This window comes from Pseudomonas sp. BP01 (assembly GCF_022760795.1).
In the GTDB taxonomy this organism is placed as follows: domain Bacteria; phylum Pseudomonadota; class Gammaproteobacteria; order Pseudomonadales; family Pseudomonadaceae; genus Aquipseudomonas; species Aquipseudomonas putida_Q.
This window is the reverse complement of the sequence record NZ_JAFBKA010000012.1, coordinates 23,771-37,490: the sequence shown is the minus strand read 5'-3', so window position 1 is coordinate 37,490 and position 13,720 is coordinate 23,771. Positions and strand designations below refer to the sequence as shown.

At 64.1% G+C, this 13,720-nt stretch carries 9 protein-coding genes; 5 read left to right on the top strand and 4 right to left on the bottom strand.

Annotation, left to right across the window (positions count from 1 at the left end):
- Positions 1–47: 47 nt before the first annotated feature.
- Complete coding sequence (gene yegQ / locus JOY50_RS12690; RefSeq protein WP_243055317.1) at positions 48–1,382, bottom strand: tRNA 5-hydroxyuridine modification protein YegQ; 1,335 nt, start codon at positions 1,380–1,382, stop codon at positions 48–50.
- Between the two features lie 133 nt (positions 1,383–1,515).
- Between yegQ and JOY50_RS12685 the strand changes: the two genes are divergently transcribed.
- Together JOY50_RS12685 and JOY50_RS12680 are read left to right on the top strand one after the other, a co-directional pair.
- Complete coding sequence (locus JOY50_RS12685) at positions 1,516–2,580, top strand: AI-2E family transporter (protein WP_016500644.1); 1,065 nt, start codon at positions 1,516–1,518, stop codon at positions 2,578–2,580.
- A gap of 50 nt (positions 2,581–2,630) precedes the next feature.
- Positions 2,631–4,040 carry a PLP-dependent aminotransferase family protein gene (locus JOY50_RS12680; RefSeq protein ID WP_243055316.1) on the top strand — a complete coding sequence of 470 codons (1,410 nt, stop codon included), beginning with the start codon at positions 2,631–2,633 and terminating at the stop codon, positions 4,038–4,040.
- On the opposite strand, the gene panB is transcribed toward JOY50_RS12680, so the two are convergent.
- The 3 genes from panB to JOY50_RS12665 form a co-directional block, all read right to left on the bottom strand.
- The gene (gene panB / locus JOY50_RS12675; RefSeq protein WP_243055315.1) at positions 4,028–4,843 is read right to left on the bottom strand and encodes a 3-methyl-2-oxobutanoate hydroxymethyltransferase; all 816 of its coding nucleotides are present in this window, start codon (positions 4,841–4,843) and stop codon (positions 4,028–4,030) included. The two genes, JOY50_RS12680 and panB, sit on opposite strands and share 13 nt — an antisense overlap.
- Positions 4,844–5,106: 263 nt before the next feature.
- Positions 5,107–5,934 carry a phosphonoacetaldehyde hydrolase gene (phnX, locus tag JOY50_RS12670; RefSeq protein WP_132846253.1) on the bottom strand — a complete coding sequence of 276 codons (828 nt, stop codon included), beginning with the start codon at positions 5,932–5,934 and terminating at the stop codon, positions 5,107–5,109.
- 34 nt (positions 5,935–5,968) lie between these two features.
- Positions 5,969–7,075: a 2-aminoethylphosphonate--pyruvate transaminase gene (locus tag JOY50_RS12665; protein ID WP_028614055.1), complete on the bottom strand. Its 1,107-nt coding sequence runs from the start codon at positions 7,073–7,075 to the stop codon at positions 5,969–5,971.
- Positions 7,076–7,187: 112 nt separating this feature from the next.
- Between JOY50_RS12665 and JOY50_RS12660 the strand changes: the two genes are divergently transcribed.
- The 3 genes from JOY50_RS12660 (at position 7,188) to JOY50_RS12650 (ending at position 13,673) form a co-directional block, all read left to right on the top strand.
- On the top strand, positions 7,188–8,051 hold the full coding sequence (locus JOY50_RS12660; RefSeq protein WP_028614054.1) for a LysR substrate-binding domain-containing protein: 864 nt from the start codon (positions 7,188–7,190) through the stop codon (positions 8,049–8,051).
- A 38-nt stretch (positions 8,052–8,089) separates the two neighbouring features.
- On the top strand, positions 8,090–9,112 hold the full coding sequence (locus JOY50_RS12655) for an AraC family transcriptional regulator (protein WP_132846255.1): 1,023 nt from the start codon (positions 8,090–8,092) through the stop codon (positions 9,110–9,112).
- A gap of 76 nt (positions 9,113–9,188) precedes the next feature.
- Entirely contained in the window at positions 9,189–13,673 is a 4,485-nt protein-coding gene (locus JOY50_RS12650) for an NEL-type E3 ubiquitin ligase domain-containing protein (protein ID WP_243055314.1), read from the top strand.
- Positions 13,674–13,720: the final 47 nt, after the last annotated feature.

The following is a 13,720-nucleotide window of genomic DNA, read 5'->3' as shown; positions in this document are numbered from 1 at the left end:
TGGCTGGAGGCGCCTGTCAGGCAGCTGAGGCGCACATTACAGCATTGTCAGCTTGCCACCTCGTCGGTGCGCAGGTCGCGCATCAGCAGGGCGTTGTCCAGTGCGACCTGTTCCGGGATGGGCAGGTACACCACATGGCCGTCGCCTGGCGCCACGTCGATGGCCTGCTGTTGGCGGTTGCACAGGCGGTGCAGGTCGAAGTGGTAATTGCCACGCGGGGTCATCAGCTCCAGGTGGTCACCTACGGCAAAGCGGTTCTTCACCTTGACCTCGGCCAGGCCTTCGACCCGCACGCCGGTCAGTTCACCGACGAACTGCTGGCGCTCCGAGACCGAGTTGCCGCGCTGGTAGTTCTGGTATTCGTCGTGCACGTGGCGGCGCAGAAAGCCTTCGGTGTAGCCGCGTTGCGCGAGGGATTCGAGGTTGCCCATCAAGGCTCTGTCGAACGGCCGCCCGGCCACGGCGTCGTCGATCGCCTGGCGGTACGACTGTACGGCACGGGCACAGTAGAAGTGCGACTTGGTGCGGCCTTCGATCTTCAGCGAATGCACGCCCATGCCGGCCAGGCGCTCGACGTGCTGGATGGCGCGCAGGTCCTTGGCGTTCATGATGTAGGTGCCGTGTTCATCTTCGAACGCCGGCATTTCGGTGCCTGGGCGGTTGCTTTCCTGCAGCAGGAAAACCTGCTCGGTAGGGGCGCCCAGGCCAAGGGTGGGCTGCACTTCGCGCACGATATCGCCGGTGGCGTTCTCGGTGGCCGGCGTGGCGTCGTACTTCCAGCGGCAGGCGTTGGTGCAGCTACCTTGGTTGGCGTCACGCTTGTTGAGGTAGCCCGACAGCAGGCAACGGCCTGAATAGGCCATGCACAGCGCGCCGTGGACGAACACCTCCAGCTCCATGCCCGGTACCTGCTGGCGGATTTCCTCGATCTCTTCGAGGGACAGCTCGCGCGACAGGATCACCCGGCTCAGGCCCAACTGCTGCCAGAACTGCACGCTGGCCCAGTTGACCGTGTTGGCCTGCACCGACAAGTGCACCGGCATCTGCGGGAAGTGCTGGCGCACCAGCATGATCAGGCCGGGGTCGGACATGATCAGCGCGTCCGGCGCCATGTCGATGACCGGTGCCAGGTCCTTGAGAAAGGTCTTGAGCTTGGCGTTGTGCGGGGCGATGTTGACCACTACGTAGAAGCGCTTGCCCAGGGCATGCGCCTCCTGGATGCCCAGCGCCAGGTTGGCGTGGTCGAATTCGTTGTTGCGCACCCGCAGGCTGTAGCGCGGCTGGCCGGCGTAGACCGCGTCGGCGCCGTAGGCAAAGGCGTAGCGCATGGTCTTGAGGGTGCCGGCGGGGGCCAGCAGTTCGGGCTTGGCGGTAGTGTTCATGTGCGCACCGGGGCAAAAAGGCCGGGATGCTAGGGGCGATGGACAAGGTGCGTATTGATTTGCGTCAAGTGAGCGCGGCACTTTTGCCCAAGTGCCATGCACTAATCTCTCACAAGCCATGAGAGGAACTGCAATGAACGAAACCGCGTTACAGAACAAAGCCCTGGCAGTACTCCTGGCGCTGGTGACCATTGCCTTCTTCTGGATCCTGTTGCCGTATTACGGCGCAATCTTCTGGGCGGTGATCCTCGGCATCCTGTTCGCCCCGCTGCAGCGCCACCTGCTGATCCGCTTCGGGCGGCGACGCAACCTGGCCGCGGCCACGACCACGCTGGTGTGCCTGCTGGTGGCGATCCTGCCGGTGATCATCACCAGCGCGCTGTTGGTCCAGGAGGGCGCCACGCTGTACCAGCGCATCGAAAGCGGGCAACTGGACATCGCCGGTTACGTCGAGCACGGCAAGGACCTGCTCCCGGCATTCGCCCAGCATGGCCTGGACAACATGGGCATGGGCAACCTCGACGGGTTGCGTGACAAGATCACCAAGTGGGCAACCCAAGGTAGCCAGGTATTGGCCAGCCAGGCATTCAGCTTTGGTCAAGGCACGTTCGAGTTCGTGGTCAGCTTTGGCATCATGATGTACCTGCTGTTCTTCTTTTTGCGCGACGGCCCGGAAGTGGCCCGCCGGGTGAGGCAGGCCGTGCCGCTGCCCGAGCACCAGAAACGCCGTTTGCAGCTGAAGTTCAACCGTGTGGTGCGGGCGACGGTGAAAGGCAACGTATTGGTGGCCATTACCCAAGGGGCGCTGGGCGGGTTCATTTTCTGGGTGCTGGATATCCCCAGCGCACTGGTGTGGGCGGTGCTGATGGCGTTTCTGTCGCTACTGCCGGCGGTGGGTGCGGGCATCGTCTGGGCGCCGGTGGCCGCGTATTTCCTGCTGACCGGGGCGATACTGCCGGGGATTATCCTGACCGCGTTCGGGGTGCTGGTGATTGGCCTGGTGGATAACGTGCTGCGGCCGATTCTGGTGGGCAAGGATACGCGCATGCCGGACTACCTGATCCTGGTGTCGACGCTGGGTGGGCTGGCAGTATTCGGGCTCAACGGCTTTGTGATCGGGCCCTTGATCGCGGCGCTGTTCGTGTCCAGCTGGGCGATCTTTGCGGCGACCAAGCCGCAGGTGCAATTGCCACAGTAGGGGTTTACCAACGCGACAGGGTTGGGTTCAATGCCGTCACAGTCGCCGCCATGGACAACAGCCAGATCGACAAGCCCAGCTACACCTACCAGGCGGTCTACCGCTACTTGCTCGACAGGATCGAGGCAGCGCCCTGCGATGTGGAGCAGCGCTTGCCGTCGCTGCGCGAGCTGGCCCAGCGCCTGAGCGTTTCGGTATCCAGTACCAAGTACGCCTATGCGCTGCTGGAAGACGAAGGGCGGGTGTATGCGCGGCCCAAGCAGGGCTACTTCAGCCGAACCCGCGCGCCCGCGATGCGTGGCCAGCATTCACCGAGCCTGCTCGACACGGTGTTCGCCAGCGCTCGTCAGCCGGGCATGCTGGCCTTGGGCAGCGATGCGCCGGCCATGTTGCTGTCGCTGCAACAGCCGCTACTGATGATCGAGCGCGAACTGGCGCGCCAGTACCCGCACTCGTTGGCACCGTTGTTCCAGCCGTTCGGTGAGCCCGAGTTGCGCAGCGTGCTGGCCGACCGCTACACCCGCTCGGCGCAGCATTACTGGAGCGCCGATCAGGTATTCATCGGCGCGGACCTGCGCAGCATCCTCGATTTGTCGTTACGCGCGCTCGACCTGGAGGGCCAGGTGGCGCTGGTGGAGTCGCCCTGCAACTGGGCGGTGCTGAGGCAGTTGCAGGCTGCACGCATGACCATCATCGAAGTGCCATTGGGTGATGACGGGCGTTTCGACCTGCAGCAGTTTCACCGGCTGCTGTGCGATCAGCCTGTGCGCCTGGCAGTGCTGTCGTCTGCGGCCAACGTGCCGCAAGGTGGCTTGATGCCCGCGGCGGACAAACAGCAGATTTGCCGCTGGCTGGCCGAGCACGCGGTGTGGCTGTTTGAAAACGATGCCTACGGCGAGCTGTGTTTCCACGCGTCAGCGCCGCGCTACCGGGACTTTGCCGACCCTGACCGGCTGCTGGTGTTTTCGACCTTCGACAAGCTGATCGGTGCAGAGGCGCCCTTTGGCTACCTGCTTTGCCGGCAACATACCGAGCGGTTGCAGCAGCTGTCTATGGAACGTGCTTTTCGCTTGTCACCGATTCGCCAAAAGGCCATCGCCAGGCTGTTCACCTCACGTCGGGTCGAGCTGCATGTACAGCGCTTGCGGCCCATGCTGCGCCAACGCCTGCAGCAAATTAAGGCGCTACTGGACGTCTACAGTCAGGGCTGCCTGCGCATTACCGAGCCCCAAGGCGGGGCCAGCCTGTGGTTGCAGGCGACCCGGCCGGTGGATATGCGCCGGGTCTTCGAGCGGTTGCTGGCGCAGGGCATAGTCATCGCCCCCGGGGAGCTTTTCAGCCAGTGCGGCCTATGGCGCAGCCACCTGCGGCTGTGCTGCACAGTGGACTGGAGCAAGAATATTGCCTTCGCACTGCAATGCCTGGTCGAGGTGATTCAGGCCGAAGCTCAAACCCCGTAGCAGTGGTGCAAGGCAGGGAACGCCCCGTCGCGCACTTCGTCTGCATAGCGGGCGCACGCCTCACGGATCACCTGGCCGACGTCGGCATACTGCTTGACGAAGCGTGGCACGTGGTCACCCCCCAGCCCCAGCAGGTCTTCGGTGACCAGCACCTGGCCATCGCAGGCGGGTGAGGCGCCAATGCCAATGGTCGGTTTATCGCTGGCCTGGGTGATGGCGTGGGCCACGGGCTCCGCCACGCCTTCGAGCAGCAGGCTGAAAGCACCTGCATGCAGGTTCGCCTGCGCATCGGCGCGCAGGGCTGCAGCGCTGTCAGGGGTCAGCCCCTGAGCCTTGTAGCCGCCCATGGCATTGACGAACTGCGGCATCAGGCCGATGTGCGCCATGATCGGGATACCCCGTGCGACCAGGAATTCGACGGTGCTCGCCAACGCCTGGTTGGCCTCCAGCTTGAGCGCGTCGCAGCCGGTGCTGGCCAATACCCGGGCGCAGTTGCGAAAGGCTTGTTCGTGGGATTCCTGGTAGCTGCCAAACGGCATGTCGGCGACCACGCAGGCCAGGCGGGTGCTGTCGACCACAGCGCGGGTGTGGGCGATGGTCTCGTCCAGGCGCATGCCCAGGGTGGACGGGCGGCCGTAGCCGACCATGGCCGTGGAATCGCCGACCAGGATGAAGTCGACCAGCGGGTCGATCACCCGGGCAATGGAGCTTGAGTAGGCGGTGAGCGAAACGATCTTCTGCCGGCCTTTCATGGCCACCAGTTGCGGGACGGTAAGGCGGCTGGTGCGGGTGTGTGTGCTCATTGGGGGCTGGGCATCTCAGGACAGGGATGGCCCATTTTTGGGAAGTTGCAGCGGCAACTCAATGTACAGATCCAGGCTGAAAAGCGACCCAGATTACCTGCGTGGATTGGCCGGCTGGCGCGGTCCCTTGTAGGAGCGGCCTTGTGTCGCGATCGGGCCGCAGAGCGGCCCCTCGGGTTCAGCAAAAAAGGTCTGGATTGCTGGGGCTGCTGCGCAGCCCGATCGCGACACAAGGCCGCCCCCCACAGAGAAGGTGCACGGCTTCAGAAGGCTTGTGGCATCTCGCCTTTGGCCAGGCGCCGGTTGATGTCGGCAATCACTTCGGGCAGTTCGTTGATGGTGTCGATCAGATAGTGCGGGCGCGAGCCGGCAAACAGCGCATGGATGCGCTGACGCTCGCTTTCCAGCTGCTCGGCGCTCAGCGCCCGGAAGCCTTCCCAGGTCAGCCCCAGCGCGTTGCCCGAGCACACCAGCGCCACGGTCCACATGCCGGCACGGCGGCCTTCGAGAATGCCCGGCACGGTGTCGTCGACCTTCACGCAGGCCGCCACATCGTCAATACCCAGTGCAATCACGTTGGCCAGGGCCTGGGCCGGCCATGGTCGGCCGTTAGGGGTTTCGTCGGTGGCCACCACGTGGTCGGCCACGTAACCGTTCTGCGCCGCCAGTTCTACCACCTTGTCCATCACCACCTTCGGGTAGCCCGAGCACGAGCCGATCTTCAGGCCGTCCTGGCGCAGCCCGGTAAGGGTGTCCAGCGCACCGGGGATCAGTGCCGAGTGCACGGCAATCTTCTCGATCTGCAGCGGCATGAAGCGGTTGTAGATGGCGGTGACGTCATCGTCGGTCGGCGTGCGGCCGAACACCTTGCGGTAGCGCTCGGCGATTTCCGGTACGTCGCACAGGGTGCGGATGTGGTCCCACTTGCCCATGCCCATCGGGCCACGGGCTTCTTCGATGGACACTTGCACGTCGAACTCGGCAAAGGCCTCGACAAAGATCTGGGTGGGGGCGAAAGAGCCGAAGTCGACCACGGTGCCGGCCCAGTCGAGGATGGCGGCTTGCAGCTGGGTGGGGTTGCTGTAGTTCATGTGCGCTAATTCCTGAATTCGGGTGGGCAAAGGGTCAGATGTCCAGCACTTCCATTTCCCGCAGCACTTCGGCCACGGCATTCACGGCGGCCTGCATGCCATCGGCACCGACCACGCCAATGCAGCCGACGCGGAAGGTTTCGACCTGGGTCAGCTTGCCCGGGTAGAGGATGAAGCCCTTGGCCTTGACCCGCTCGTAGAAGTCCTTGAACTGGTAGCGAGGATCGTTTGGTGCGTGGAAGGTGACGATGATCGGCGCCTGGATGTCGGCTGGCAGGAAGCTGCGCAGGCCGATGGCGGCCATGCCGTCGAGCAGGGTCTTGCAGTTGTCGGCATAGCGTTGGTGGCGCGCAGGCAGGCCGCCTTCCTCGTTGTATTGCTGCAGTGCTTCGTGCAGGGCCGCGACCACATGGGTGGGCGGGGTGAAGCGCCACTGGCCGGTCTTGGCCATGTAGGCGTGCTGGTCGTACAGGTCCATGGCCAGCGAGTGGGCATTGCCCTCGGCGGCAGCCAGGGCGGTTTTTTCGGCGAAGACGAAGCCCATGCCGGGTACGCCTTCCAGGCACTTGCCGGAGGCGGCGATCAGCGCTTCGAAGGGGATTTCGCGGGCATCGATCGGCAGCGCGCCGAACGAGCTCATGGCATCGATGATCAGGCGCTTGCCGTGACGTTTGATCACCTGGGCGATCTCGGGCAGCGGATTGAGGATGCCGGTGCTGGTTTCGCAGTGGATCAGCGCCACGTGGGTCACGGCCGGGTCGGCAGCCAGCAGCCTGTCGACATCAGCGGCAGTGGTGGGCTGGTCTTCGGCGGTTTCGAAGGTGCTGTAGGTGCGGCCCAGCACTTTGCAGATCTTTGCCAGGCGTTGGCCATAAGCGCCATTGATCAGCACCAGGACCTTGCCGTCGCGTGGCACCAGGGTGCCGATGGCCGCTTCCACGGCAAAGGTGCCGCTGCCTTGCAGGGGCACGCAGTGGTGGCTGGCGGTGCCGTCGACAATCGCCAGCAGTTGCTCGCAGACGCTGGCAGTCAGCTGGTTGAAATCACGGTCCCAGGAGCCCCAGTCCACCAGCATGGCTTGGCGGGTGCGGATTGATGTGGTCAGGGGACCGGGGGTCAGCAAGATAGGGGCGTTGCTCATTCCGTTTTTCCTCACAAGCGGTGGAGTGAAACTACGGGGCCTAGGTTGCAATTCGGGCTGCTATCAATCAAATTGTTTGTTGTTATCTCAGCTATAAGTCAGGCCGATAAATATGAACCTGTTCCAGCTACGCGCCTTCGACGCCGTGGCCCGTGAGGGCAGCTTTACCCGTGCTGCCGAGCGCCTGTTCATCAGCCAGCCGGCAGTGACCGGGCACATCAAGGCCCTCGAGGAGCACTACCAGATCACCTTGCTGCGGCGCACCGCGCGGCGTGTGGAGTTGACCGAAGAGGGCACCCGGCTGGCGGCCATCACCCGGGCCATGTTCGGCCTGGCTGAGGAGGCGCAGGCGATGCTCGAAGCCAACCGGCAGTTGCTGACCGGGCGCCTGGAAGTGGCTGCCGATGGCCCGCACCGGGTCATGCCCATGCTGGCGCAGTTACGCGAGCGCTACCCTGGCATCACGGTCAATTTGCGACTGGGTAACGCCCAGGAGACGCTGGCTGCGCTGTTGTCCGAACATGCCGACGTGGCGGTGCTGACCGAGATCGAGCCACGCAAGGGCCTGTACCTGCAGAACCTGTGCGAATCGCGCTTGTGCGCGTTGTTGCCAGCGGGCCATGCCTGGGCTGGCGGCGAAGGTGACTTGCCCCTGGCCGAGTTGCACCAGCAGATCATGGTGCTGCGCGAACCCAGCTCGACAACCCGGCGCACCTTCGACAAGGCCTGCGCTACTGCCGGAGTGCAGCCACGGGTGCTGCTGGAGCTGGACAGCCGTGAGGCGGTCACCGAGGCGGTGGCATCGCAGCTGGGCATCGGTGTGGTGTCGTCCACGGAAGTGGCCAACGACCCCCGGGTGGTGGCGCGACCGCTGGGCGGGCAGGGGCTGGTCAACCAGCACATGGTTGGCTGCCTGGAGCGGCGCCGTGAGTTACGCTTGATCCAGGCATTCCTGGGCCTGGCGGCCAGCCTTTGAGCCGGCCTGAGATGCCGGCATAACCTGATGGACAGCTGATGAGCGAGAAAGACACCATTTCAATGCAACTGGTGCGCGAAGCCTTGTTGCAGACCTGTCCGGCGGGTGAGCCGGATGTGGGGTTGCTGGCCCGCGCCGGTATCGATGCGGGGCAGTTGCAGGCCCCGGATGCACGGGTCAGCGCCGAGGCCTATGCCCGCCTCTGGCGCTTGCTGGCGCGGCGTTGCAACGACGAGTTCTTTGCCATGGACCCGCGCGGCCTGCGCAGCGGCAGCCTGGCGTTCCTGTGCCGGGCGAGCATGGCCCAGCCAACCTTGGGCGAGGGCCTGGAAACCGCTCTGGCGTTTCTTTCGCTGATGCTCGAAGACTTGCAGCCGAGCCTGGTGCGTCAGCAGGGCCTGGCCGAGATTGTCATCAATGAGCCGCGCGATCTCCCACGGCGCGCGTTCACCTATTTCACCTTCTGGATGATCGTGCATGGCGTGGCCTGCTGGCTGGCCGGGCGACGCATCGCCATCCTGGCCATCGAGTTGCGCTGTGCCGAACCACCGTACTGCGACGATTACCGGGTGATGTTTTCGGAGAACCTGCAGTTCGATCGGCCCAGCACCCGCATGATCATCAGTGCAGATTGCCTTGACGTGCCACTGCGCCGCAGCCCCGAGGACCTGCAGCGCTTTCTGGCCGAGGCGCCTGGCAACATCCTGGTCAAGTACCGTGATCCGGCCAGCCTGGCGCGGCGTATCCGCGCCGACCTGCTGCAACTGGACCCGTCGCGTTGGCCCGATGCCGATGCCCTGGCACGTAAACTGTGCCTGTCTTCGTCAACCTTGCGGCGTCGGCTGGCGGAGGAAGGGCAGAGCTACCAGGTGCTCAAGGATAGCGTCCGGCGTGAGCTGGCCATTGCGTGGTTGAGCCAGGTCGAGGCGCCCATGGGGGAAATTGCCGAGCGCCTTGGCTTTGCCGATGGCAGTTCGTTCTACAAGGCGTTTCGCAAGTGGTTCGGCTGCAACCCTGGCCAGTACCGTGCGCTGATTCAGGCCAGGGGCACGGCAGGCTAAAGGGTGGTGATTCCCACTGCCGCTGGCGGTGGTGTGTAGGCAGGTTGTCGGTCGTCACCCATCCAGGAAACCGACCATGGCACAGACTGAAACTGACACCCGCGTGCAAAATGCCGATGCTGAATTCACTGCCCAGCGCCTGCCCACTTGGCTGAAGAATGCCAGCGGCTTGCAAATAGAGAACCTGCGCGCCAAGGTCAGGGCGCATCTCGCCAGCCAGCGGCGGCTGTCGGCCTTGACCCGGCAACTTCAGCCATTGCCCACGTTCGCCAAGCATCTGCTTGAGCCGGCCATCAAGGCCAGGATGGGCGTGACGCTTGATCTGGACACAGCGCTGTGGCGGGAAGAGCGCCGGCGGTTGGACATTTCGCAAGGGACGATACGCGAATTCACGTCTTACTTTGTCAGGGGCCCTGCGCTGCAGAAGCTGGTGCAAAACTTCGAGGAGGCTGAATCGTTCTTTGCCCATACCGCCGTGGTGCAAGCTGCGCAGGCGGGCGCGCAAAGCGAACAGGTACTGTGCAGTGACATCGATGGCCTGGTCAGCCTGTGCCGCAGTACCGATGTTGGCGCAGCCTACCAGCGGCACTTGGCGCAGGTGTACACCGATGACTTCGAACGCGCCTTGGCCGAGGACAAGCGCCTGGAGCTGGCAGTGGCGGCCGAGACGGCGAGCATGAAGCGGCAATTGACGGAGCATGATCTGCGGATGTTGCAGCAGGCGATTCGCGGTGTTGCAGTCAGCCATCCACGAAGCCGGCAAGTGGTAGTGGGCGGCCTCAAGGTATTGGGGTGCCAACTGGATGGCGTGCTGGCATTCGAGCTGCTGGGGTCGTGGGAACTGCCCAGCCACCCTGTCCCTCTACCGCAGGCAACCCGGGGCGTGTGGCTTTACCTGCCGGATGATCCACAGCAGCCGTTACGCTTTTTCGATGACTGGTCAGCGGCCAACCGGGGGCTGGTTGCGGCCCTGGCAGACGACAGTTTCCGCCAGGCTTTCGCGCAGCGGACAACACTGCATGATCGGGTTCGCTACCTGACATTGCTCACGACGCGCCTGGGCGATGACCAGCCCGACCTGCAACCCGCGCTTGTACCCGGTTCGCAAGGCGCTTTCAGGGGGCTGGCCGCCTGGCATGTGCAGCGGGTCAAGCGCGACGCAAGCTTTTTGGCCGTGCCCACGGAGCAGGCGGATGCCGCAACTGCAGCACGGCGACAGAGCGAACTGGAAAGCGCTGGCCTTGCGATGCTCAGCCTGGCGGGCTTGTTCGTGCCAGCGATTGGCGCGCTGTTGCTGATCGACTGGGGACGGCAGTTGCTTGGCCACGTCTATGAAGGGGCCAAGGACTGGAGCCAAGGGCATCAGCACGAAGCCCTTGAGCACCTGTTGCAACTGGCGGCCAGCCTTGCTGCCACAGGTCTGGTGGCAGGAGGCGTCGTCGCGGCCCGCAGTGCGTTCTTCGATGTGCTGGAACCTGTCACTACCGAAGCGGGTGCGCAACGCTTGTGGCGGCATGACCTGCAACCCTACCGCCAGCCCGCGCCCAGCGTGCCACTGGTGGAGCTGGACAGCGGGCTGTATAGCGATGGCCACGGGCACTGGTGGCGTGATGGGCAAGGCTATTATCGGGTGGCGCAGGATGCCCGAGGTACCTGGCGCCTGCTGCATCGAGAGCGGCCCGACACGTTCGGGCCGTGCCTGCAAGGTAATGGCGAGCGTGCCTGGCGTCTGGCCTTGGAGCGCCCATTGGAGTGGGAGGGCGAAGTCGAGTTGTTGAGCCGGTGTTGGCCATCGGCCAGGGATCTGGACAGCGAGCGCGTAGGGCAGATCCTCAAGGTCGCCGATGTCGACGAAGCACACCTGCGTGGTTTGCTGGTGGAGGGGCGGCGTTTGCCGGTCCGCTTGCGCGACACCCTGGAGAGGTTCTCGGTGGATGCGCGTATCCAGCGGTTTTTCCAGGCTGCCGCGCCGAGCGAGGCCGATACCGGCATCTGGCACTGGTGTGTCGATAACCTGAGGTTGGCAGGCAGGGTACAGGATGAGCAGGCCGCTTCGATCCGCGCCAGTGCTGCCAGCTTGCGCCCGCGCTTGCTAGAGCATTTCTCCACGCGGTACCTCGTCGAAGACGAGGCGCTGAGCCTGGTGCAAAGAGACTTCCCTACGCTCCCTGACGCCTATGCACTCGAGGTATTGCAACCGGCCGATGAAGCGATGCGTCTGCGCATGCGCGCCGAAGCGCGGCTGCCACTGGCGTTGGCGGAGCGCGCACGCAGCTTGCTGCAGGAAGCCCGTCTGGTTCGACTACGCGAGGCGCTGTACCTGCGGGGCAGCTACCGTGCCGATGTGGTTGAACTGGTTTTTGCGCTATTACGGCACCATGGGCTTGGCCGGCCTTCTTTCAACCTGATAGTGCGTGACGGGTCCGAGTTCGGCCCGGTGCTGGCGAGGCTGTTTCCCGAAGCAAGTGGTCAGCCCAGCCTTGTACTGGTATGGCGGCAAGGCGCTTTCGATCTCTACGACGAACACGGGCTGCACAGCGAGCTGGAAGTCGCCGAGCCGCAAGGCATATTCGAAGTATTGGCAGCGTGCCTGCCAGAAGCCTATCGGCAGCGTCACGGCTGGCTGGGTGAAGATGCCCCAGCACGCATTCGGGCGTCGATGCAGGCCTGGGTCCCAGCACAACGGCAGGGGGTGCTTCGATTGCTTGGCTGGCGTGAAGCACGCACGCTTCCTTCTGCCCTGAAGCGCCTTGCTGACGGGCGGGTTGGCTACTTGCTCAGTGGTCGGGCCGCATCGTCCGTGTCTTCAGGGCAGGTTTTGCGTCAGCGGATTCGCAGCCTTTACCCGGGCTTCAATCAGCATGAAGTCGAGCGCGTCCTGCAGATTCTGCTGCGTGTTCCTGGCTCGGTCTACTCGGGCCTGCTGCGCATGGAGCAAGAGTATCAGCGCCTCGATGAGCACTTGCAAAGCTGGACGGCGGCGGTGTCGGGTCGCGCGAGAAATGCCCGGCGGGAGGTCGCCGACGCTTTCCGGCGTGCCTGGCGGCTTGAGGGCGAGCAGGTAGTCGATGGCAGCGGGGAAGCGACCGGCTTGCGCTTGAGTCTCGTCGGTTGGCCGGTGGGAGAGCTGCCAACCTTACCCGCCGGTACAGACTTTGCCCATGTGATCGAGTTGCGGCTGGAGGGGCTGCGTCTGGAAGCCCTGCCGGCCGCTTTTCTGCGCAGCTTCCCGGGCGTGCGAAGTCTGAACCTGAGTCACAATAGCTTGGCCGCCTTGCCTGACCATTTGCGCGGGCTTCCTCTGTTGAGGCACTTGAACCTGCGGCGCAACCGCATACGGGTAACGGCAAATCAGTCCAGCGCCCTGACCGAGCTACCCCAATTGCGAACGCTTGACCTGAGTGAGAACCCGTTGGGTGCGATCAGCCTTCAGTTCAACCAGTTGTCCGGCCTGCGTGACTTGCGGTTGTTCCGCTGCGGCTTGTTGCGGGTGCCGGCAGGGCTGGAATGGTTGGGGATGCTGGAACATGTAGACCTGCGCAACAACTTGCTCAGCGATCTGCCAGAAGCATTGCTCGATGCGCCGGAGCCTCTGCGTCGCGTGATAGCCGTACAAGGCAATGCATTGTCCGCGCACGTCACCGAGCGCCTGTATGCCCAGGCTCCGCACGTGCACGTGGGGGGCGAGGCAGCGGAAACCGTTGATGGCAAGGCCTGCTGGCTTGCTACCCTGGAGGAGGCGGATATTGAACGTTCACGCCGCCAATGGGACGCATTGCTGCAAGAGCCGGGAAGCACGGCGTTCTTCCAGTTGCTCGACGAGCTTACCGGGAGCTCGGACTATCGTCTGGTGCGCACTGACCTGAGCCGGCGTGTGTGGACCATGATCGAGGCGCTCAACCAGGACACGCGCATGCGCCAGGAACTGTTCGAACTGGCGGCTGATCCGCGTACTTGCGTGGACAGCGTTGCCAGTTGTTTCGGTCACCTGGAGGTGCGCCAGCAGGTGCTCCTGGCTACCCACGGCGGTGACCCACTGACCACGCGTGACGCACGGCTGCAGTTGGCTCGGCGCCTCTTCCGGCTGGACCGTGTGGAAGCGTTCGCACGTCAGGACTTCCAGGCCCGGCCGCAACCCGGTGATGGTGAAGCGGTGGACGAGGTGGAAGTCAGCCTCGCCTACCGCACCGGGCTGTCGGTGCGGCTCGATCTGATCGGCCAACCACGTACCATGCAGTTTCGCGCGATTGCCGGGGTGACCCGCCATGACCTGGACAGGGTGTACCGCGCCGTGCAGGCAGCTGAAGCCAGCGACGAACTGGCGGTCTTCATCAGCCAGCGTGATTTCTGGTTGCCGGTGCTGCGGGTGCAACATGCAGAGGCTTTCGAGGCGCTCGAGCAACAGTTCGACACCCGATTGCAGGCACTCGATGAGGGCAAGGAGGCCCTAGGCAGCGCAGCGTACGTACAACAGGCCAACCAGATAGGCAAGGACCGTGATGCGGCGCTGGAGGCATTGGCCCTGCGCTTGACCCGCGAAGCGCTGCTGGCGCCGTCCTGAAGGCAGCCGGGGGGCGAAGCACGGGCACGGTTGTATTTCCGTGTGCC

What these genes read in the sequence shown, in the direction of transcription:
- JOY50_RS12680 (WP_243055316.1), top strand. Translation starts at nt 2,631, where the DNA reads ATGGACAACAGCCAGATCGACAAGCCCAGCTACACCTACCAGGCGGTC.
- JOY50_RS12660 (WP_028614054.1), top strand. Translation starts at nt 7,188, where the DNA reads ATGAACCTGTTCCAGCTACGCGCCTTCGACGCCGTGGCCCGTGAGGGC.
- JOY50_RS12650 (WP_243055314.1), top strand. Translation starts at nt 9,189, where the DNA reads ATGGCACAGACTGAAACTGACACCCGCGTGCAAAATGCCGATGCTGAA.
- panB (WP_243055315.1), bottom strand. Translation starts at nt 4,843, where the DNA reads ATGAGCACACACACCCGCACCAGCCGCCTTACCGTCCCGCAACTGGTG.
- yegQ (WP_243055317.1), bottom strand. Translation starts at nt 1,382, where the DNA reads ATGAACACTACCGCCAAGCCCGAACTGCTGGCCCCCGCCGGCACCCTC.
- JOY50_RS12665 (WP_028614055.1), bottom strand. Translation starts at nt 7,075, where the DNA reads ATGAGCAACGCCCCTATCTTGCTGACCCCCGGTCCCCTGACCACATCA.
- JOY50_RS12655 (WP_132846255.1), top strand. Translation starts at nt 8,090, where the DNA reads ATGAGCGAGAAAGACACCATTTCAATGCAACTGGTGCGCGAAGCCTTG.
- phnX (WP_132846253.1), bottom strand. Translation starts at nt 5,934, where the DNA reads ATGAACTACAGCAACCCCACCCAGCTGCAAGCCGCCATCCTCGACTGG.
- JOY50_RS12685 (WP_016500644.1), top strand. Translation starts at nt 1,516, where the DNA reads ATGAACGAAACCGCGTTACAGAACAAAGCCCTGGCAGTACTCCTGGCG.